At 74.4% G+C, this 19,211-nt stretch carries 17 protein-coding genes; 6 read left to right on the top strand and 11 right to left on the bottom strand.

Annotated features, from left to right (window positions below):
- Positions 1–8 precede the first annotated feature (8 nt).
- Positions 9–887 carry an MBL fold metallo-hydrolase gene (locus tag KBY47_RS12625; RefSeq protein ID WP_210921146.1) on the top strand — a complete coding sequence of 293 codons (879 nt, stop codon included), beginning with the start codon at positions 9–11 and terminating at the stop codon, positions 885–887.
- Here the strand turns inward: KBY47_RS12625 and KBY47_RS12630 are convergent.
- From KBY47_RS12630 to KBY47_RS12670, 9 genes are read right to left on the bottom strand one after another with little or no spacing between them, the layout of a single operon-like run.
- Positions 826–1,632: a thioesterase II family protein gene (locus KBY47_RS12630; RefSeq protein ID WP_210921147.1), complete on the bottom strand. Its 807-nt coding sequence runs from the start codon at positions 1,630–1,632 to the stop codon at positions 826–828. The two genes, KBY47_RS12625 and KBY47_RS12630, sit on opposite strands and share 62 nt — an antisense overlap.
- Entirely contained in the window at positions 1,629–2,738 is a 1,110-nt protein-coding gene (locus KBY47_RS12635) for an alpha/beta fold hydrolase (RefSeq protein WP_210921148.1), read from the bottom strand. Before KBY47_RS12635 ends, KBY47_RS12630 begins: the two co-directional genes overlap by 4 nt.
- The gene (locus KBY47_RS12640) at positions 2,735–2,923 is read right to left on the bottom strand and encodes a hypothetical protein (RefSeq protein ID WP_210921149.1); all 189 of its coding nucleotides are present in this window, start codon (positions 2,921–2,923) and stop codon (positions 2,735–2,737) included. Before KBY47_RS12640 ends, KBY47_RS12635 begins: the two co-directional genes overlap by 4 nt.
- Entirely contained in the window at positions 2,920–3,159 is a 240-nt protein-coding gene (locus KBY47_RS12645) for a phosphopantetheine-binding protein (protein ID WP_210921150.1), read from the bottom strand. Before KBY47_RS12645 ends, KBY47_RS12640 begins: the two co-directional genes overlap by 4 nt.
- Complete coding sequence (locus KBY47_RS12650) at positions 3,156–5,120, bottom strand: HAD family hydrolase (RefSeq protein ID WP_210921151.1); 1,965 nt, start codon at positions 5,118–5,120, stop codon at positions 3,156–3,158. The genes KBY47_RS12645 and KBY47_RS12650 overlap by 4 nt, the downstream gene beginning before the upstream one ends.
- Positions 5,117–6,148, bottom strand: a complete 1,032-nt coding sequence (locus KBY47_RS12655) for a 3-oxoacyl-ACP synthase III family protein (RefSeq protein WP_210921152.1) — start codon at positions 6,146–6,148, stop codon at positions 5,117–5,119. The genes KBY47_RS12650 and KBY47_RS12655 overlap by 4 nt, the downstream gene beginning before the upstream one ends.
- On the bottom strand, positions 6,145–9,630 hold the full coding sequence (locus KBY47_RS12660; RefSeq protein ID WP_210921153.1) for a type I polyketide synthase: 3,486 nt from the start codon (positions 9,628–9,630) through the stop codon (positions 6,145–6,147). The genes KBY47_RS12655 and KBY47_RS12660 overlap by 4 nt, the downstream gene beginning before the upstream one ends.
- The gene (locus KBY47_RS12665; protein WP_210921154.1) at positions 9,627–9,935 is read right to left on the bottom strand and encodes an acyl carrier protein; all 309 of its coding nucleotides are present in this window, start codon (positions 9,933–9,935) and stop codon (positions 9,627–9,629) included. Before KBY47_RS12665 ends, KBY47_RS12660 begins: the two co-directional genes overlap by 4 nt.
- Before the next feature lie 52 nt (positions 9,936–9,987).
- Entirely contained in the window at positions 9,988–11,805 is a 1,818-nt protein-coding gene (locus KBY47_RS12670) for a fatty acyl-AMP ligase (RefSeq protein ID WP_210921155.1), read from the bottom strand.
- Between the two features lie 205 nt (positions 11,806–12,010).
- On the opposite strand from KBY47_RS12670, the gene KBY47_RS12675 reads away from it, so the two are divergent.
- From KBY47_RS12675 to KBY47_RS12695, 5 genes are all read left to right on the top strand, one after another.
- Positions 12,011–12,706: a 4'-phosphopantetheinyl transferase superfamily protein gene (locus KBY47_RS12675; protein ID WP_210921156.1), complete on the top strand. Its 696-nt coding sequence runs from the start codon at positions 12,011–12,013 to the stop codon at positions 12,704–12,706.
- A gap of 133 nt (positions 12,707–12,839) precedes the next feature.
- Positions 12,840–13,526 carry a TetR/AcrR family transcriptional regulator gene (locus KBY47_RS37015; RefSeq protein WP_210921157.1) on the top strand — a complete coding sequence of 229 codons (687 nt, stop codon included), beginning with the start codon at positions 12,840–12,842 and terminating at the stop codon, positions 13,524–13,526.
- Positions 13,523–14,713: a S9 family peptidase gene (locus KBY47_RS12685; protein ID WP_210921158.1), complete on the top strand. Its 1,191-nt coding sequence runs from the start codon at positions 13,523–13,525 to the stop codon at positions 14,711–14,713. Before KBY47_RS37015 ends, KBY47_RS12685 begins: the two co-directional genes overlap by 4 nt.
- 288 nt (positions 14,714–15,001) lie before the next feature.
- Entirely contained in the window at positions 15,002–15,817 is an 816-nt protein-coding gene (locus KBY47_RS12690) for an AfsR/SARP family transcriptional regulator (RefSeq protein WP_210921159.1), read from the top strand.
- A gap of 183 nt (positions 15,818–16,000) precedes the next feature.
- Positions 16,001–17,383: a glutamate decarboxylase gene (locus tag KBY47_RS12695; protein ID WP_210921160.1), complete on the top strand. Its 1,383-nt coding sequence runs from the start codon at positions 16,001–16,003 to the stop codon at positions 17,381–17,383.
- A 9-nt stretch (positions 17,384–17,392) separates the two neighbouring features.
- Here the strand turns inward: KBY47_RS12695 and KBY47_RS12700 are convergent, their stop codons facing one another.
- Positions 17,393–18,397, bottom strand: a complete 1,005-nt coding sequence (locus tag KBY47_RS12700) for a Gfo/Idh/MocA family oxidoreductase (RefSeq protein ID WP_210921161.1) — start codon at positions 18,395–18,397, stop codon at positions 17,393–17,395.
- A 37-nt stretch (positions 18,398–18,434) separates the two neighbouring features.
- Complete coding sequence (locus tag KBY47_RS12705; protein ID WP_210921162.1) at positions 18,435–19,211, bottom strand: SDR family oxidoreductase; 777 nt, start codon at positions 19,209–19,211, stop codon at positions 18,435–18,437.

A 19,211-nucleotide genomic window follows, 5' to 3' on the forward strand; every position in this document is an offset into this window, starting at 1 on the left:
GGAGACCCATGCCCACCGTCGACATCCTGCTGCCCGGGTTCGCCATCGACACCGACCAGGGGTACCCCGCCTTCTGCGGGGTGTTCCTGGTGCGCGGGGCGGACGACACCGGACGGCCCCGGAACATCCTCGTGGACGCCGCGCACGTCGGGCGCCGCCCCTTCCTGTGGGACGCGCTCGCCGCACACGGCCTGACGGCCGACGACATCGACACCGTCGTCCTGACGCACGCGCACTGGGACCACGTACAGAACATCGACCTGTTCCCGGCCGCCACCCTCGTCCTGCACGCCGACGAGCGGCGCTACGCCCACACCCCGCACGCCAACGACTGGGCGACGCCCGCCTGGACGGGGCTGCTGCTGGAGCAGCTGCGGGTGCGGGAGGTCGTGGACGGGGAGGAGATCGTCCCCGGCGTCGCGGTGATCGCGCTGCCCGGACACTCCCCGGGCAGCATCGGGGTGACCGTGGCCACCGACGCCGGGACCGCCACCATCACCGGCGACGCGCTGCACTTCGCGTACGTCGCCCGCACCCGCCGCAACCCGCTGGTGTTCTGGGACGCCGACGCCGCCACCCGCAGCATCGAACGGGTGCTGGCCGTGTCCGACGTGATCTACCCGGGCCACGACCGCCCGTTCCGCCTCACCGCGGACGGCGGCATCGACTACCTGGCGGACTTCGCGCTCACCCTCACCGGACTGCGCCCCGACACCGAGGGCCTGACCTTCGCCGACGGCTCGGCGCGGCCCGTGTGGGTCATGCCGGGCATCGGCGAACAGCGCGCCCTGTACGACAAGAACGCCGACGTCATCCGGCGCCGCATCAGGAACGTGCCCCGGGTGGTGGGTCCAGGGCGGCCAGGATCCGGTGCAGGGAGCCGTTGAACCGGTCGAAGAACGGCACCGGTGCCTCGCGCGGGAAGAAGTGGCCGCCGGGCACGCACGCCATCCGGAAGTCGCGCGCGTAGCGGCCCCAGGCGCGCACCCCCGCCGGGTCGACCAGCCGGTCGTCGGTGCCCGCGAAGGCCTCCACCCGCACCGGCAGCCGGGTCCGTTCGTCGTCCGGGTCCGGCAGCCCGGCCCGCCGGTGGCTGGCGCAGATCCGCAGGTCGTCCCGGACGATCGGCAGCAGCGCCCGCAGCCAGTCGTCCCGGTCCAGGAACCGCGGGTCGAGGCCGCCGAAACCCACCAGGGCACGGGCCAGTTCGGCGTCGCCGTAGCGGTCCGGCGCGGGCAGCGTCGGCGTGCGGTGCGGTGCCGCGTAGGCCCCGAGGAACACCGCCTCGGGGCCCCGGCCCCCCTCCCGCAGCCGGGCCGCCGCCAGCGCGAACGCCAGCAGCGCACCCATGCTGTGCCCGTACGCCGCCCAAGGGCGCTCGTCGAGCAGCGGGGCCAGCTCGCGGCCGAGCGCCGACACCGCCTCCCCGGCGTCGGAGAACCGCGGCTCCCGGAAGCGGGCCTCCCGGCCGGGCAACTGCACCGGCAGCACCTCCACCCCGGGCGGGACCCGGCCCGCCCAGGAGGCGTAGAACGACGCCCCGCCGCCCGCGTGGTGGAAGCAGAACAGCCGCAGCCGGGCGTCCGCGCGGGGCGTCCGGCCGAGGCAGGACACCGGGGCCGAAGTGGTCATACGGCCGCTCCCGCGGGCGCCCCGGCCAGCCGTCGCCGCAACCGCAGCGCCCGCACCCGGGCGGACGCCGCCCGGCGCACCCCGCCCGCCGTACCGGCCGACCGCAGCGCCTGCGCCAGCAGCCACAGCCGGGTCTCGGCGGCCCGCTCCGGCGCCGCGCCGAGCACGTCGTTCTCCACCAGCCGCAGCCGGGGCACCGTCCGCCGCAGCAGCTCGGCGTCCGCGTACGGCGCCACCTTGTCGCCACGGCTCGCCACATAGGCGACCGGGGCGCGCAGCCCGGCCAGTTCGTCGTCCGTCAGCGCCCAGTCCCCGAGCGCCGCCGGGAGCCGGTCCACCGGCGTCCGTGTCACATGGGAGAGCGTGAGCCGCACCAGCCGGGGCGGCGGGGCACCCTCCGCGAGCCGGGTGAACAGGTCACGGACCGGGGCGCCGACGGTGACCAGGCCCCGTACCCGGTCGTCGGTGAGCGCGTGCCGCAGCGCCAGATGGCCGCCGAGGCTCAGCCCCACCACACAGGTGCGGGAGGCGTCCGCGGCGCGGCCGAGCAGGTCCAGCAGAGAGGTGAGCATCCCGGTGCTGTCCCTTCCGTAGGTGAGGGAGTTCTCCCCGACGCCGGGCAGCTCGGTGACCACCACGGCCGCGCCGAGGCGGCCCGCGTCCGCGAGGACGGGCGCCCACTGCTCCTTCGTACCGGTGAGGCCGCCGACGACGAGGACGAGCGGCAGCCGTTCACGGTGGGAGAGACCGGCCGCCCAGCAGGCGAAGCCCGCGTCGCCGTGCGGCAGGTCGAGGCGGGAGATGCCGCGCACCCGCTTGCGCCAGCGGTCGAAGGCCGCCACCGACGCGTCCTGGGCGGCCTGCCGCGCCGGGCCGTCGACGTAGGGGAAGCGGGCCATCGCGTAGGCGCGGACGGCGTCCAGGTCCCGGCCGCGGGCCTCGGCCGCCCTGGCCAGCGAGGACCACTCGTGGGTCCAGGTGCCGGGGCCCTCGTCCTTGGGATCGTCGGTGAGGCGGTGCGCCAGCCGGTGCAGGACGTCCCCGGGCACGCCCTGCGCGTGCGCGTGCGGCAGCGCGAACCTCAGCAGTTCCGGATGCGGGATCACCGGGCGGCTCCCTGCTGCTCGGGGACGGGCTCGGCGCGCTCCTCGACGGGCTCCTCGACGCGCTCATCGGGGGTGCGCCCGGTGAGGAGCCTGCCGAGCCGGGCGGGCAGCACCACGTCCAGCTGGGTGTCCAGGAACAGCGCGTGGAAGTGCACACAGGCGCCGTCGGCCGGTCGCTCGGTCATCGGCCCGCCACCGCCTCGTACAGCTGGCGGAAGGTCCGCGCGGTGAGCAGGTCGGCGACCGGGACGCGCTGCCCGGACAGGCTCTCCACGACGGTCACCAGGCGCAGCAGCAGCACCGAGTCCCAGTCGGGGAAGTCGTCCAGCGGCCGGTCGAGGTCGTCGGCGTCGACGTACAGGCCGAGTTCCTCCTGGAGCAGGGTGCGAAAGCCGGTGGCGTCGGCGAGGGCGGTGGTCATGCGCGGTCTCCGTCGAACGGCCCGAACGCGGCGTCCAGCCGCAGATGGGCGGGGGCGGGGGCGGGGGCGGCGAGGTCGTGCCGGAAGAACACGGCGTCGGGGGCGTCCGGGTCGGTGCCCGTGACGGCGAAGCCGTGGTCGGCGTAGAAGGACGCGAACGCCGTGTTGCGCGGCGAGGGCAGATAGCGGCCGGTGACCGCGGTGGCGCCGGTGTCCCGGGCGAACGCCAGCACCGCCGCCAGGCAGGCGTCCTCGATGCCCCGGGAGAACACCCGGCAGCTGAGCACGAAGTTGTCGATCCGCAGGGTCTCGTGGTCGCGGCGCAGGAACAGCGCGCCGACCAGCCCGTGGTCACCGAACCGGTCCCGGGCCCGCACCGCGATCACATGGTGGCCGGGGCGTTCGGACCACTCGGCGACCTGCGGCACCTGGAGGCGCTCGGTGGCCAGGTGGAACTGGTTGGTGCGCAGCGTGAGCTGGGAGACCCGGCCCAGTTCGGTGTCGTCCGGGGGACGCAGGGCCACCTCGATGCCGAGCCCTTCCAGGTACTCCTGGTAGGAGCCGGTGTCCTCGCGGAACTCCTGGCGCAGCGCCTCGGTGCGGTAGCGCCCGGCCCGCTCCAGGTCGGCCTCGGTCAGCTCGAACAGGTCGAACCAGCCGTCGGCGAGCAGCGCCGGGGCGTGCAGCGCGGGCTCGGCGTCCACCCGGACCACGGCGACCTCGGGCAGCCGGTCGGCGACCAGACCGCACTCGAAGAGGCTGTCGTCGACGAAGACGAAGCTGTCCAGACCGAGGCCGAGGCGGGTGGCGATGTCCCGCAGGTTGTCGTGCTTGGCCTTCCAGTTGGCGTTGATCCGCACGAAGTCGTCCTCGCGCAGCACCATCCCCGGATGACCGGAGAGCGTCCTGCCCACCGGGCCGTCGTCGTTCTTGCTGCTCACCGCGAGCAGCACGCCCTGCGAGCCGAGCTGGGCGACGGTCCGCTGGAACTCCTGGAACGCCTCGCCGCGCAGCCCGGAGCCCAGTTCCACACCGTCGGGACCGGCCTCGCCGAGGATGCCGCCCCACAGCGTGCCGTCCAGGTCCAGCACCAGCACCTTGCGGGTGCGGCCGAGCCTCGCCCGGACCACGTGCGCGGCCTCCCGGGCGTAGGCGGCCAGCAGCGGGTCGGACAGCCGGGCCCTGGCGTACTGCCCGGTGCGCGGCTCGTACGCCGGGACGCCCTCGCCGGTCAGCGGATCGAGGTCGACGACGACCACGCCGGGGTGCCGCTCGGCCAGTTCCAGCAGCCCGGTGTTGAAGTCCCGCCACACCGCGCCGAGCCGGGACCGGGACCGCAGGTCGACCAGCTGGTGGGTGAAGCGGCGCAGCAGCGGCACGGTGTTGAGGACGAGCAGCCCGCGCCCCGCCTCCTGGTGCATGCGCACCGCGCTCCCCAGCAGCGCCAGCCGGGCCCGCGCGGCGGTCGCCACGTCCGCCACCCGCCAGGGCGTGGTCACGTCGTCGAACACGGTCTGCGCGTCCAGCAGACAGAGCGTCAGCTGCGGTTCCTCCGCCCGCGCCGGACGCATCAGGTCCTCCAGGTACGACCCGTACGGCGCCACCGCCGCCTCCAGCAGCAGGCCGTGCCGGGCCAGTTCGGCGGTGAGCGGCGCCACCACCGGCGCGACCGTGGAGTGACCGGTGACGGCCACCGGCACCGCCGTCACCTCGGGGGCGTGCCGGCGCACCTCCTTGGGGTCCAGCCTGGCCAGCAGCTGCCCGGCGGCGGGCAGCTGGGAGCGGGGCATCCGCGCCAGCAGCGACGGTACGGCCGTGTACTCGGCGGCGAGGGCACCCGAGCGGTGCAGCTCGCGCAGGGTGTGCAGGGCGCCGGGGTCGTCCCAGGTGCCGGGGGCGGCGGCCGGACGGTGCTCCCGGCCGTGCCGCGTGTGCTGTGCGTGCTGTGTCTCTCGTGTCATGACCTCTCCAGCGCGACACCGGACTTGATCCACTTGCTGGACTCCACGGCGACGGCGACCGCGCGCCCCGGCCCCTCCCACTCCCTCAGCAACTCGGCGAGCTGGAGGAACGGCAGCGCGTTGCCGTTGTTGCCGACCTGGCGTACGACGTTGACGCGCCGGGCGTCCGGGGCGGGCATGGCGTCGGAGATGCGGTCGCTCATCCGGCCGGACAGCTGCGGCGGCAGCAGGAAGCCGATGTCGTCCGCGGCCCAGCCGACGTCCTGGATCAGCTCCCAGAACATCTGCCGGGCCAGCGCGGGCACCGCCTCCTCGATCGCCTTGTAGTCCTCCGACACCGCCGTGCGGTCGCTGTGCCGGTCGCCGAGCCCGAACCAGTCGATGACCTGGCCGGGCTCCCGGCCCAGTCCGACCAGCCGGTTGAGCACCTGCCGCACGGCGATGCCCGCCCCGGCGGGCTCCGCGCTGAGCACGGCAGCGCCCGCGCCGTCCCCGAACAGCACGTAGTTGACCAGCTCGGCCGAGGTGCGCGTGCCCGGGTCGAAGTCCGTCTCCAGATGCTTGGCGCACACGTCGCCGCCGATCACCAGCACGGTCCGGCAGCGCCCGGCGAGCAGCAGGGTGCGGGCCACGTCCAGCGCCTGCACGGCGCCCGCGCAGCCGGACTGGAGCTGGTAGGTGGGCACGTTGTCGATGCCCAGCCGGTCGGCGACCAGGTTCACCGTGGCGGGCATCAGCTGGTCCGGGGTGGCGGTGCCCATCACGATGCCGTCGATGTCGTACGGCTCCATACCGGCCGCCGTCAGCGCCCGGTCGGCGGCGGTCGCCGCGATGTCGGCGAGGGTGTGCCGCACCTGCCCGGTCGCCAGGTCGACGGCGAAGTACCGGCTGGTGTTGCCGATGAACATCTCGGCCCAGGTCTCGTCGACCCCGACCAGCTTGGCCAGCGTCGCGTTGTCGACCGGCTCCCCGGGCAGACAGGTACCGACCGAGACCAGATGGGCGGTGGGCTGGACGGGGGAGGTCATGAACGGGCTCCTTCCGGTGCGGGGGTGCTGGACGGCGCGCCGGGGCCCGGCGGTGCGGGGGCACCCGCGGACGAGGCGGCGCCCTGCGGCGCGGCGTCCGGCCGGGCGGCCGGGTCGGGCGGTGCGGGGTCCGATGGCGTGGCGGCGCGCGTTGATGCGGCGGGGTCCGGTGGTGTGGGGGTGGCCGGTGGTGCGGTGCTGTCCGACGGTGCGGCGGTGGCCGGTGGCGCGGTGGCGCCCGACGATGCGGTGCTGTCCGGTGGCGCGGTGGCGCCCGACGATGCGGCGGCGGCCGGTGGTGCGGTGGCGCCCGACGATGCGGCGGTGGCCGGTGGCGCGGTGGCGCCCGACGATGCGGTGCTGTCCGGTGGCGCGGTGGCGCCCGACGATGCGGCGGCGGCCGGTGGTGCGGTGGCGGCCGGTGGTGCGGTGGCGGCCGGTGGTGCGGTGGCGGCCGAGGGTGCGGCTTCCGACGGTGCGGTCGCGGCCCCCGCCGGGGTCTCCCCGGTGCGCTCGCGCAGGTAGTGGGTCAGGTCGGCGACCGTGCGGAGGCTGGCGAGGAGTTCCTCCACCGGGAGCGGGGCGAGGTCCGGCAGCGCGTCCTCGATGCGGGTCTTCAGCTCCATCACCCGGATCGAGTCGAAGCCGAGGTCCTCGTGGAGAAGCGCGTGGTCGTGCACCTGGTCCGGGCCGTGCCCGCCGACCCGGCACACCAGGCGGCGCGTCAGCGCGGCGAGGGAGTCCGGCGGCTCCTGAGCGGGGGCGGACGGCACCGCGGTGGTGTCCACGTCAGGGGGGACGGCCGACGTGGACGGCTCCCCGGGGCCGGGCGGGGTGGCGGAGCGCCAGGCCCGGAAGGTGTCGTCGAACCGGTACGGCGGCAGCCGCCGCGGCACCCGGTCCGACCCGTCGTAGAGGACGTCCCAGTCCGGGCTGAGCCCGGCGCTCCACAGCTCGCCCAGCAGCTCCAGCGGCCGGTGGCCGGACGCCCGTTCGCCCGGGTGCGCGGCGTGCAGCCGCACCGGGTGGTCCAGGTCCGAGCACAGCCGGGCCAGCAGCGGCGTGAGCACCGCGCGCGGGCCGATCTCCACGATGTGCCCGACCTGTTCGGCCAGCAGCGCCCCGGCCGCCTCCGCGAACCGCACCGGCGCGCCGATCTGCTCCGCCCAGTAGTCGGCGTCCAGCGTCTCCGCCCCGGCCAGCGCCCGGCCGTACACCGTGGAGAAGACCGGGATGCGGGGCCTGCGCCCGGGCACGTCCGCGCACTCGGCGCGGAACCCGGCCACCACGGGCCGCATCAGCGGCGAGTGGAAGGCGTGCGACACGCTCAGCCGCCGCGCGGGCACCTTCCGCTCCGCCAACTCGGCCTCGATGGCGGCGAGTTCCGCCAGGTCCCCGGAGATCACCGCGCTGTCGGGGCCGTTGACGGCGGCCAGGCCGAGTCGCCGCCGCCCCACCAGCAGCGACTCGGCCGCCGCGGCGGGCAGGCTCACCGCGAGCATCCCGCCGTCCTGCGGCAGCGTGTCCATCAGCGCGCCGCGCCGGGCCACCAGCCGCGCCGCGTCCGCCACGTCGAGCGCCCCGGCCGCGCAGGCCGCGGCGAACTCGCCGACGCTGTGCCCGATGACGTACGACGGCCGGATCCCGGCCTCGGCGAGCGTGCTCGCCATCGCGTACTGCACGGCGAACAGCGCGGGCTGCGCCAGCCGGGCCCGCCCGGCCTCCGGGTCACCGTCCAGCACCGCGTCGCGCACCGACACCCCGGTGTGCGGGGCGAGCACCTTGTCGATGTCGTCGAGGTGACGGGCGTAGGCCGGGCAGGACCGGTACCAGGCGGCGGCCATCCGAGGATGCTGGGAGCCCTGCCCGGTGAAGGCGAACGCGACCGGTGCCGTGGCCCGCCGTCCCACGTCCACCCGGGGCACCCGGTCGGCGTGCTCGGCCGCCGCCCGTAACCCGGCGACCAGCGCGGGCAGTTCGGCGGCGGCCACGGCCGCCCGGTACGGCAGCCGGGACTTGACCCGGTTGCTGGTCCAGCAGAGCTGGGCGAGCTGCCCCGCCGGGCGGCGGGACAGTGCCTCGGCCTGGTCGAGCAGCTGGGCGCGCAGCCGCTCGGGGGTGCGGGCGGAGACCGTGAACACGCCCGGCGCGCCGGGGCGGCCCCGGTGCACGGCGCGCGGCGCGGAGGCCAGCACCGCGTGCGCGTTGCTGCCGCCCATCCCGAAGCTGCTGACCGCCGCGTGCACCGGACCCGACGGCAGCCGGAGCGGCGCCCGCAGCAGCGACAGCCGCCGCCCGGCCAGTTCGAGGGAGAGGTTCTCGTCGTCGGCGAACCGGCTCGGCGGCACCGTGCGGTGGTGCAGCGCCAGCACCGCCTTGATCAGCCCGGCGATCCCGGCGGCACCCTCCGCGTGCCCGAGGTTGCTCTTCACCGAGCCCAGCCCCACACTGCCACCGCCGCGTCCGCCGGTCAGCTCGCCGAGGGCCTGCGCCTCGATGAAGTCACCGAGCAGGGTGCCGGTGCCGTGCGCCTCGACGAACGCGATGTCGTCGGCGCTCACCCCGGCGCGCTGCCACACCGACTCGATCAGCCGTTGCTGCGCCCACCGGTTGGGCGCGGTGATGCCGTTGCTGCGCCCGTCCTGGTTGGTGCCGGTCTCCTTCAGCACCGCGTACACCGGCTGCCGGTCGGCCAGCGCGTCCGTCAGCCTGCGCAGCACCAGCACCGCCACCCCCTCGGCGCGGCCGATGCCGTCCGCGCGGGCGCTGAACGGCTTGCAGCGGCCGTCCGGCGCGGAGAGCCCGGCCTGCGCGTAGAAGATGTTGATCACCGGCGTCATGATCAGGTTGGTGCCCGCGGCCAGCGCGTAGTCGCTCTCGCCCGCGCGCAGCGAGTTCACCGCCAGGTGCACGGCGACCAGCGACGACGAGCAGGCGGTGTCCACGGCCAGGCTCGGCCCCTTGAGGTCGAGGTGGTAGGAGACGCGGTTGGCGCCCATGAAGTAGCCGTTGCCGGAGCCGTACCGGGCGGTGATCCGGTCGTAGTCGGAGAGCTGGAGGTAGGCCCACTCGTTGGCCATCACCCCGACGAACACGCCCGTGCCGGTGCCCGCCAGGTCGGCCGGGGCGACGGTGGCGTCCTCGATCGCCCGCCAGGAGCACTCCAGCAGCAGCCGCTGCTGCGGGTCCATGGCGGCGGCCTCACGCGGCGCGATGCCGAAGAAGCCGGGGTCGAAGGCGTCCGGGTCGGCGATGAACCCGCCGCGGACGGTGTTGGTGCGGCCCGGGACCCGCTTCTGGGAGGTGCTGGCCGGGGAATCGGGCACCACGGCGTGGTAGCGGTCGGCGTCCCACCGCTCGGCGGGGACGCGGCCGGTGCCGTCGCGGCCGTCCATCAGCAGCGACCAGAACTCCGCCGCGTCGCGGGCGCCGGGGAAGCGGCAGTCGAGTCCGACCACCGCGATCGGCTCGCGCTCGCTCATGACCGGCCCTCACCCGCCGTACGCCCGGCCAGACGCTCCGCGAGGTGCTCGGCGATGGCGTGCACGGTCGGGAAGTCGTACGCGATCGTCGGCGCGACCGCGAGCCGGAACCGTTCCTCTATCTCGCCGCAGACGCTGATCGCCGCGACCGAGTCGATGCCGTAGTCGGCGAGCGGGGTGTCCGGGTCGATCTCCTCCGGCGCGCGCTGGAGGTGGAAGGCGACCCGCCCGGTGAGCCATGACTCCAGCTCCGGGGAGCCGGTCAGGGTCGTGGGCGCGGTACGGGTGCCGGGGGCGATGCTCATGGCGTGCTTCTCTCTTCGGGTCGTTGCCGGGCTTACGGACTCGGTACGGGACTCAGTGCGCGGACGGCACCGCGGTGGCGGCCTGTTCGGGCGCCGTGCCCAGGTCCGGCAGCAGATCGGCGACCGGGCGCTGGAGCCGCCGGTGCAGCACGGGCAGGGCGCCGTCGAGGAAGAGCCGCCGCATCAGCGTGCGCTGGGTCTTGCCGCTGGTGGTCTTGCGGATCACCCCGGGCCGCACCAGCACCACGCTCGCCGCCGCCAGCTGGAACTGACGGCTCAGCAGCGCCTGCACGGTCGCCGCGAGCCGTGGCAGGTCCGCGTCGAGGGCGACGCCGTCGCGCAGCTCCTGCACCACCACCACATGGGCGCGGTCCGCCGCGTCGGCGACGGTGAACACCGCGCCGCCGCCGCGCCGGAACGCCTCCGACGACTCCTGCACCAGCTGCTCGATGTCCTGCGGGTAGAGGTTGCGGCCGTGCTGGATGAGCATCTCCTTGATCCGCCCGGTGACGAACAGCTCCCCGTCGAGCAGGGCGCCCAGGTCGCCGGTGCGGAAGAAGCCCGCGCGGCCGTCCGCCGTCGCCGCCCGGAAGGTCTCCTCGGTCAGCTCGGGCCGGTTCCAGTAGCCGGCGGCCACCGACGGGCCGCGCAGCCAGATCTCGCCGACCCGCCCGTCCGTCAGCACCCGCAGCGAGACCGGGTCGACCACCAGCACCTCGGTGTCCTTGGGCCGCCCGCAGCCGACCAGGGTGCGGGCGGCCCGGTCGCTGCGCGCGGGCCGCAGCTCGTCGCGTTCCAACGCGTGGGCGTCCACGGTCAGTTCCAGCGGCGGCTCGTCCGGGTCGCTGCCGGAGACCAGCAGCGTGTTCTCGGCCAGCCCGTACGACGGCACCAGCGCCTCGGGACGCAGCCCGTGCCCGGCGAACCGCTCGGCGAACGCCCGCAGCGTCCCGGCGCGCACCGGCTCGGCCCCGTTCAGGGCGACGCGCAGGCTGGACAGGTCGAGCCCCGCCGACTGCTCCTCGGTGACGCGGCGCAGGCACAGGTCGTAGCCGAAGTTGGGGGAGGCGGTGCCCTCGACCCGGTAGTCGTGGATCATGCGCAGCCAGCGGTGCGGCTGCTTGATGAAGGCCACCGGGGACATCTGCACGCTGGTGCCGCCCACCCACAGCGGCTGGAGCGTCATGCCGATCAGGCCCATGTCGTGGTAGAGCGGCAGCCAGCTGCCCGCCACCACGCCCTCGGATGTGCGCAGGGCGGTGCGGATGGCCTCCTCGTTCGCCGCCAGGTTGGCGTGCGTGACCATGACGCCCTTGGGCTCGCTGGTCGAACCCGAGCTGTACTGGAGGAACGCCACGTCGTCGTCGCGCACGGCGGGCGGGTGCCACAGGCCGGGGTCGGTCTCCGCGAGGTCGGCGGCGCCGGTCGACAGGCACGCCACGTCCTGGACGCCCGCCGCGGTCAGCCAGGCCCCGATCGGCTGGCGGAACTCGGGCAGCGTCAGGACCGCGCCCACCCCGGCGTCGCGCAGGATGCCGCTGACCCGGGCCAGCCGTTCGCCGGGCTCGTCGGGCAGCGGGGCGGGGATCGCGGTGCGTCCGGCGTAGAAGCAGCCGAGGAACGCGGTGACGAAGTCCAGCGTCGGCGGGTAGAGCAGCAGGACCGGGCGGGCCGGGTCGCCCACGGAGCCGTGCCGCAGCCGGACGGCCACGGCCCGTGCCCGGCGGTCCAGTTCGGCGTAGCTGATCTCCTCGGGCCGCATCAGCGGGCCGTCCTCGTGGAGGTACACGAACGCGGCACGTTCGGGGTGGCGGTCCACACCGGTGCGTACGGCGTCCGTCAACGTTCGGAGCTGAAGGTGGTGCGGCACAGGCTGTCCTTTCCGCGGTCGGTGACCGGTGGCACCGGGTGCCACTCGATGGGTCAAGCCTCGGGGTGCGGTGAAAAGGAGACGTAAAGTCAAAATTGCTGCGCACGTCATGGGTTGGGCGCGAGGAGTCCGAGTGGGTGCAACGTTCTGTGCGCGGGGCGGTGCGTTCCGTGTTGGCACGCGGTGCCGGTGAAGGAGGTCCCCCATGGCGAACGGACGGCCGATCGGGCCCCTCTCCCCGGGAGCGGAGGGCGGCTGGCGGGCGGTGGCCGAGGGTGCGCGGCGCCACGGTCATGTCGTCTGCCACGGCCCGCTGGAGGAATGGGCGCGGGCGGCCGGGTGCCGGCCGCGTGCGCTCCTGGGCGCCGACTGGCCCCGCTATCTGACGGCCCGTGACCCCGCCGTGCGGGCCCGGTTGTCGGGGTCGAGGCTGCTGCTGCGCCAGGTCGTGGCCGCGGTCGCCGGAACCGCGCCGGAGCGGGTGCGGCTGGAGCGGGACCCGCGCGGGCGGCCGGTGCTGGCCGCGCCCGGCGGTCTCGACGTCGGCATCAGCCACACCGCCGGGATGCTCGTCGTCGGCGTCGCGCACGACCGGCTGATCGGCGTCGACGTGGAGGCGCGGGACCGCCCGCTGGTCGCCCCCGGTCTCGCGGAGCGGTTCTGCCACCCCGACGAACTGGCCCGGCTGCACGGCCTGTCACCGGCCGAGCGCAACGCCCGTCTGGTGCGGCTGTGGACGCTGAAGGAGGCGTACACCAAGGCGCTCGGCGTCGGGCTGGCCGCCGACTTCAGGCACCTCGACGTCGGTGGTCCGACGGGCGGGGGAGCGGCGGGCTGGCGGCTGCGCTGTGACGGGGTGACGGGAGGGTTCCTGGTGGCCCGCGCGCTGGGCCCGGCCTGACCCGCCCGCAACTCCGGCCACGGGACGGTCAATCGAGTCAACGATGTTTCGATACACCATTGACTCGATTGGAGGCCGCCTCTAGCGTCGGCAACAGGCCATCCCCGCGACCGCCCAGGAGGTCCGACCCCGCATGCCCTCCCACCTCGACCAGCCGTCCGTCCCCCGGGACCGCGCCTCCCGGGGCGGACGCCAGCGGGACCCCGCCGCCGACCGGGCCATCCTGGACGCCACCCTGGCCCTGCTCGGCGAGGGACGCGCCTACGGCGACCTCTCCATGGACCTGGTCGCCCAGCGGGCCGGGGTGGCGCGCGCCACCATCTACCGGCGCTGGCGCAACAAGGAGGAACTGGTCCTGTCCGCGCTGACCACCCTCGACCTGCCCGTGCCGCCGCTCGCCGGACTGGACCTGCGGCAGCGGCTGGTGACCCTGGTGGACCAGTTGCGCCACCGCGGCCAGGACACCCCCCTGCACCGGCTGATGGGGTCCCTGCTCAGTGAGGCGGTACGCCGCCCGCACCTGGTCGAGCGCTTCGAGGACACCGTCGTGGCCGCCCGCCGCGAGGCCCTGCTCGACGCCCTGAGGGACGGCGTCGACAGCGGCGAACTCCGCCCCGGCCTCGACCTGGACGACGCCGTGGAGATCCTCAGCGGCCCGATGGCGGCCCGGCTGATCCTGCGGCAACGACCGGTGGAGTCACCGAAGTTCGCCGAGACGATCGTGGACACCTTCCTGAACGGAACCCGCGCGCACCCGGCCGGGACCACCCCCGGCACGGCGCCCGAGCCCCCGCCACCACCCGAGGAGCCGCAGCCATGAAATTCCTCTTCGACGACCCCGCCTTCGACTACCAGGCCCTGCGCACCGCCGGATACGCCGACTACGGCGGCGCGCAGCTGGGCGAGGTCATGGCGGTGGCCTCCCGGGTCCCGGGCGGTGACACCGACGGCTGGCGGCACGCCTGGACGGTGCTCGCCGACCGCGTCCACGGCCTCGGCCGCACCGCCCGCGAAGAGGGCCGCGCCGAGGACGCCCGAGCGGCCCTGCTGCGGGCCCACAACTACTACCGCACCGCCGAGTTCTTCCAGCGCGACGACCCGCGCGACGCCGAGGCGCTGCGGCTGATGCGGCTCTCCCAGGAGACCTTCACCGCCGCCGCCGGCCTGATGGACCGGCCGCCGCTGCCCGTCCGCATCCCCTACGAGGGCACCACCCTGCCCGGCCACTTCTACGCCGCGGACGACTCCGGCGAACCCCGCCCGACCGTCGTCCACCACGGCGGCATCGACTCCACCCTGGAGGAGGGATACTTCTTCGTGGCCGCCGCCGCCCTCGCCCGCGGCTACAACTGCCTGTGCTTCGAGGGCCCCGGCCAGGGCTCGGTGCTGCGCGACCAGGGCCTGGTCTTCCGGCCCGACTGGGAGCGGGTGGTCACCCCGGTCGTGGACTTCGCGCTCGGCCTGCCCGGCGTGGACCCGGACCGCCTCGCGCTGGTCGGCACCAGCCTCGGCGGACTGCTGGCGCTGCGCGCGGCGGCGCACGAGCACCGGCTGGCCGCGGCCGTCGCCCATGACGCGGTCTGGCAGCTCGGTGACGTGGTGGCGCTGCCGCCGTTCGTGCTGGAGTGGGTGGAACAGGGCTGCGACGACTTCGCCAATCCGGTGATGTGGGGGATCGCCGCCCAGCAGACCTTCACCCGCTGGCTGCTGCGACAGGCGCTGTGGACCTTCGGCGCCGCCACCCCCGCTGAACTGCTGCGCGTCCTGCCCCGGTTCGGCCTTGCCGACGTGATCGGCGAGGTGCGCTGTCCGGTGCTCGTCCTGGACGCCGAGGAGGATCTGTTCTTCGCCGGACTCGAACACGCCAAGAAGGTGTACACGGGCCTGAACTCCCCCAAGACGTTGTACGTCTTCACCGCCGACGAGGGCGGCGGCGCGCACTGCCACTCGGGCGCCATGCGCCTCTACCACGAGCGCCTGTTCACCTGGCTCGGCGACACCCTGTGAACCCCTGAGCCCTCCCGGCACCGCACGCAGCCCGGCCCGCCCCAGCGGCGGACCGGGCTGAGCGCTGTTAATTGAGCGGCGGATTTCCCCGAACCGGGCCCGGCACCTTCCCTCGTTACCTTCCCTTTAATGGCCGTGTAACGGGGAAGGGCTGGCATCGCGGAACCGGCTGACATAGGCTTCCCGAAAAGCAGTGATACTGTCGAGTAATAGGCGCCCCTGGACCAAGGGGCGGACGGGGGAACCGGAAATTTAGTTGAATGCGTGCCACGCATTCGGGGGGTTGCTGTGTCCCTGTCCTCTGTACCGGCCGACCAGCCACTGCGCTATGAACTGCTGGGACGGCTGAGGGTGTCCCGGGGCGGCCTCGATCTCACGCCCGAGCCGCCGAAACTCGCCAAGCTGCTCGCCCTGTTGCTGGTCAGGGCGGGGGAGACGGTCCCCGGCGAGAAACTCGTGGCCGAGCTGTGGGAGCAAGGACCGCCGCGCTGCGCGTTCGCCAGCCTCCGCGTCCACGTCTCACAGTTGCGGAAACTCCTGTGCGGCCCCCGGGGCACCACGCCGATCGTCACGACATCACCCGGATACATTCTGGACGTCAGCGGCGCGCTGACCGATTTCCAGGAATTCGAAGCACTCTACGCCCGTGGCCGGGAACGCTACATCGCGGCTGATTTCCGTCAGGCCTTCGAACTCTTCCGACGGGCCCTCGCCCTGTGGCACGGCCCGGTCCTGGACGGGGTCCCGGGCTCCCTGGAGATCGCCGCGTTCACCGCCGTCCAGGAGGAGAAACGGCTGAACTGCACCGAACTCGGCATCGACGCGGCCCTCGCCCTCGGCCGCCACCACGAGGTCATCGAGGACCTCAAGGGCCTGCTCGTCCAGCACCCGCTGCGCGAGCCCTTCTACCGCCAGCTGATGGCGGCCCTCTACCGGGCGGGCCGCCAGGGCGACGCCCTCGGCGTCTACCACCACGCCCGCCAGGTCATGCGGGAGGAACTGGGTGTGGAACCGGGCCCCTCCCTGCGCCAGGCCCAGGAGGCCATCCTGCGCGCCGACCCCTCCCGCCTCCAGGCGGCCGGGGTCATCCCGGCCGGTACCTGACCCGGCCGCACCCGCCCGGGCCGCCCCGGGCGGACGCGCCCGAGCGGCAGGCCCGCGCCCCCTGTGCCAGGGTGCTGAAGTGAGGGAGGCCGAGGGCGAGCGTCGCTGTCCCTCACATGTGCCGCTCGGGTGTTCGCCCCCGGCCTTCCACCAGCGACGGTCCCCGACACATGGACGCGAACCATGGCCCTGCACGAGACCAACCGCCCGGCGCCGGGCCCCTTCGACGACGTCTACACCCTGCCCGTCACCGCGGGCACCCTGCCGAAGAACCGCGTCCCCGAGGCCGCGCACGACCCCCGCGCGGTGCGCGCCCTCATCCACGACGAACTCGGCCTGGACGGCAACGCCTCGCAGAACCTGGCCACGTTCTGCACCACCTGGGCGGAGCCCGAGGTGCACGCGCTGATGGACGAGTGCCTCGGCAAGAACATGATCGACAAGGACGAGTACCCGCAGACCGCCCAGATCGAGAACCGCTGCGTCCACATGCTCGCCGACCTGTGGCACGCCCCGGCCGACGGCGGCGCCCTCGGCTGCTCGACCACCGGCTCCAGCGAGGCGGGCATGCTCGGCGGCCTCGCCCTGAAACGGCGCTGGCGTGACCGCCGCCACGCCGAGGGCAGACCGGCCGACCGGCCCAACCTGGTCACCGGACCCGTCCAGGTCTGCTGGGAGAAGTTCGCCCGCTACTTCGACGTGGAACTGCGCCAGGTCCCGCTGGAGAAGGACGCCCTGGGCCTGCGCCCCCACCAACTGCGCGAACACGTAGACGAGAACACCATCGGCGTCGTCGCCATCCTCGGGGTCACCTTCACCTGCGGCTACGAACCCGTCGCCGAGATCGCCGCCGAACTCGACCGCATCCAGGCCGACACCGGCCTCGACATCCCGCTGCACATCGACGCGGCCAGCGGCGGCTTCGTCGCCCCCTTCCTCCAGCCCGGCCTGGTCTGGGACTTCCGGCTGCCGAGGGTGGCGTCCATCAACGCCTCCGGGCACAAGTACGGCATGGCCCCGCTCGGCGTGGGCTGGGCGGTGTGGCGGTCGGCCGACGTGCTCCCCGACGACCTGGTGTTCCACGTCGACTACCTCGGCGGCGACCTGCCCACCTTCGCCCTGAACTTCTCCCGCCCCGGCGGCGAGGTCGTCGCCCAGTACTACAACCTGCTGCGCCTGGGCCGCGAGGGCTACACCAAGGTGCACGGCTCCTGCGCCACCAGCGCCCGCATGCTCGCCGAACAGCTCACCGGCATGGGCCCCTTCACCGTCCTGCACGATGGCGAGGACGGCCTGCCCGCCGTCTGCTGGACCCTCACCGACCCGGCCGGCTCGCCGTTCACCCTCTACGACCTCTCCGACCAGCTGCGCCGCCGGGGCTGGCAGGTCCCGACGTACCCCCTGCCGCCCAGCCGCCAGGACACCGTCGTCCAGCGCGTCCTGGTCCGGCACGGCATCAGCTACGACAAGATCGCGCTGCTCGCCGACGACATCCGCGAGGCCGTCGGCCGCCTGGGCCGGGGTCCGGTGCTGCACGCGGAGCCGCAGCCCGGCTTCCACCACTGACGCACGGGGTCAGTCGGCGCGCACCTCCTCGACCCGCACCGGCCGGTGCTCGCGCAGCGACAGCGTGCACGCCTCCGCGGTCCAGCCCGCCTCCAGGGCGTCCGCGACCGTGCACGGCGAGGGCCGCCTACCCGCGACGACCTCGGTGAACGTGGCGAGTTCGGCGCGGTAGGCGGCGGCGAAGCGGTCCATGAAGAAGTCGTGCGGGGTGCCCGAGGGGAACGCCGCCCCGGGCTCCACCGAGCGCAGCGGCAGCCTCTCCTCAAAACCCACCGCGATGGAGTCGGTGAAGCCGTGCAGCTCCATGCGGACGTCGTAACCCCGCCCGTTGTGACGGCTGTTGGACACCACCGCCAGCGTGCCGTCGTCGAGGGTCAGCACCGCGCCGGTGGTGTCGGCGTCGCCCGCCTCCCGGATGAAGTCGGCGCCCCGGTTGCCGCCCGCCGCGTACACCTCGCTCACCTCACGGCCCGTCACCCAGCGGATGATGTCGAAGTCGTGCACCGAGCAGTCCCGGAAGATGCCCCCCGAGGCGGCGATGTACGCGGCCGGCGGCGGCGCCGGGTCCAGCGTGGTCGACCGTACGGTGTGCAGGGTGCCCAGCTCGCCGGCGCGCACGGCGGCACGGGCGGCGACGAACCCGGCGTCGAAGCGGCGGTTGAACCCGATCTGCACCGGCACGTCCGCGTCCGCCACGGCCCTGAGCACCGCCACGCCCTCCGGCATGGTGCGGGCCACCGGCTTCTCGCAGAACACCGGCACGCCCGCCGCGACGGCGGCGAGGATCAGCGCGGGATGCGCGTCGGTCGCCGCGGCCACCACGACCCCGTCGACCCCGGCGGCCAGCACCGCCTCCGGCGAGTCCGCGACCTCGGCCCCGAACCGCTCGGCGGCGCCCTTCGCGGCGTCGGTGACCGGGTCGGAGACGACGAGCGACTCCACCGCGTCGAGTCCGGACAGGGTCTCGGCGTGGAACGCGCCGATCCGGCCGAGGCCGAGGATTCCGATACGCATGGGTTGTGCTCCTTGGTACGTGAGGGGAACGGGCGGCTCAGTCGAGGCCGCCCAGGACGTTCTGGTCCCAGTCGATGACCGAGCCGGTGACCACGCCGGAGCGGTCCGACAGCAGCAGGACCACGAAGTCGGCGATCTCGTCCGGCTCGCCGAGCCTGCCCATCGGCAGCCGGGCGGCGGCCTGTTCACGCCAGTCGTCCCCGGCACCGTGGAAGGCGCGCTGGGTGGCGTCCTCGCCCTCGGTCGCCGTCCAGCCGATGTTCAGCCCGTTGATCCGGACGCGGTCCCAGCGGTGGGCGTGCGCGGCGTTCCGGGTGAGACCGGCCAGGCCCGCCTTCGCGGCGACGTACGGGGCGAGGAACGGCTGTCCGCCGTGTGCCGAGGACGTGATGACGTTGACGATCGTGCCGGGCGCGCCCCGCCGCACCATGTCCGCGACGGCCGCCTGCATCGCGAAGAACGGCCCCCTGAGGTTGACCGCGATGTGCTGGTCGAACAGCTCGGGCGTGGTGTCCAGCAGTGTGCCCCGCGCGGTCAGCCCGGCGGAGTTGACCAGACAGTCGACCCGGCCGTACGCGGCGACGACCTCCCGCACCGACCCCCCGGCCTGCTCGGCGTCGGCCAGGTCGGCCCGTACGTACATCGCCTTGCCGCCGTCGGCGGTCAGCTCCGCCACCAGGGTCTCACCCGGCCCGGGACGGCGGCCGCTCACCGTCACCACCGCGCCCGCACGGACCGCGGCCCGGGCGACGGCCGCGCCCACGCCCTGGGTGCCGCCGCCCACGAGGACCACTTTGCCGTCGAGGAGCCCCAT

The organism is Streptomyces sp. B93 (genome assembly GCF_018070565.1).
Classification (GTDB): Bacteria; Actinomycetota; Actinomycetes; order Streptomycetales; family Streptomycetaceae; genus Streptomyces.

What these genes read in the sequence shown, in the direction of transcription:
- KBY47_RS12625 (WP_210921146.1), top strand. Translation starts at nt 9, where the DNA reads ATGCCCACCGTCGACATCCTGCTGCCCGGGTTCGCCATCGACACCGAC.
- KBY47_RS12630 (WP_210921147.1), bottom strand. Translation starts at nt 1,632, where the DNA reads ATGACCACTTCGGCCCCGGTGTCCTGCCTCGGCCGGACGCCCCGCGCG.
- KBY47_RS12640 (WP_210921149.1), bottom strand. Translation starts at nt 2,923, where the DNA reads ATGACCGAGCGACCGGCCGACGGCGCCTGTGTGCACTTCCACGCGCTG.
- KBY47_RS12645 (WP_210921150.1), bottom strand. Translation starts at nt 3,159, where the DNA reads ATGACCACCGCCCTCGCCGACGCCACCGGCTTTCGCACCCTGCTCCAG.
- KBY47_RS12650 (WP_210921151.1), bottom strand. Translation starts at nt 5,120, where the DNA reads ATGACACGAGAGACACAGCACGCACAGCACACGCGGCACGGCCGGGAG.
- KBY47_RS12655 (WP_210921152.1), bottom strand. Translation starts at nt 6,148, where the DNA reads ATGACCTCCCCCGTCCAGCCCACCGCCCATCTGGTCTCGGTCGGTACC.
- KBY47_RS12660 (WP_210921153.1), bottom strand. Translation starts at nt 9,630, where the DNA reads ATGAGCGAGCGCGAGCCGATCGCGGTGGTCGGACTCGACTGCCGCTTC.
- KBY47_RS12665 (WP_210921154.1), bottom strand. Translation starts at nt 9,935, where the DNA reads ATGAGCATCGCCCCCGGCACCCGTACCGCGCCCACGACCCTGACCGGC.
- KBY47_RS12675 (WP_210921156.1), top strand. Translation starts at nt 12,011, where the DNA reads ATGGCGAACGGACGGCCGATCGGGCCCCTCTCCCCGGGAGCGGAGGGC.
- KBY47_RS37015 (WP_210921157.1), top strand. Translation starts at nt 12,840, where the DNA reads ATGCCCTCCCACCTCGACCAGCCGTCCGTCCCCCGGGACCGCGCCTCC.
- KBY47_RS12685 (WP_210921158.1), top strand. Translation starts at nt 13,523, where the DNA reads ATGAAATTCCTCTTCGACGACCCCGCCTTCGACTACCAGGCCCTGCGC.
- KBY47_RS12695 (WP_210921160.1), top strand. Translation starts at nt 16,001, where the DNA reads ATGGCCCTGCACGAGACCAACCGCCCGGCGCCGGGCCCCTTCGACGAC.
- KBY47_RS12700 (WP_210921161.1), bottom strand. Translation starts at nt 18,397, where the DNA reads ATGCGTATCGGAATCCTCGGCCTCGGCCGGATCGGCGCGTTCCACGCC.
- KBY47_RS12705 (WP_210921162.1), bottom strand. Translation starts at nt 19,211, where the DNA reads ATGGGGCTCCTCGACGGCAAAGTGGTCCTCGTGGGCGGCGGCACCCAG.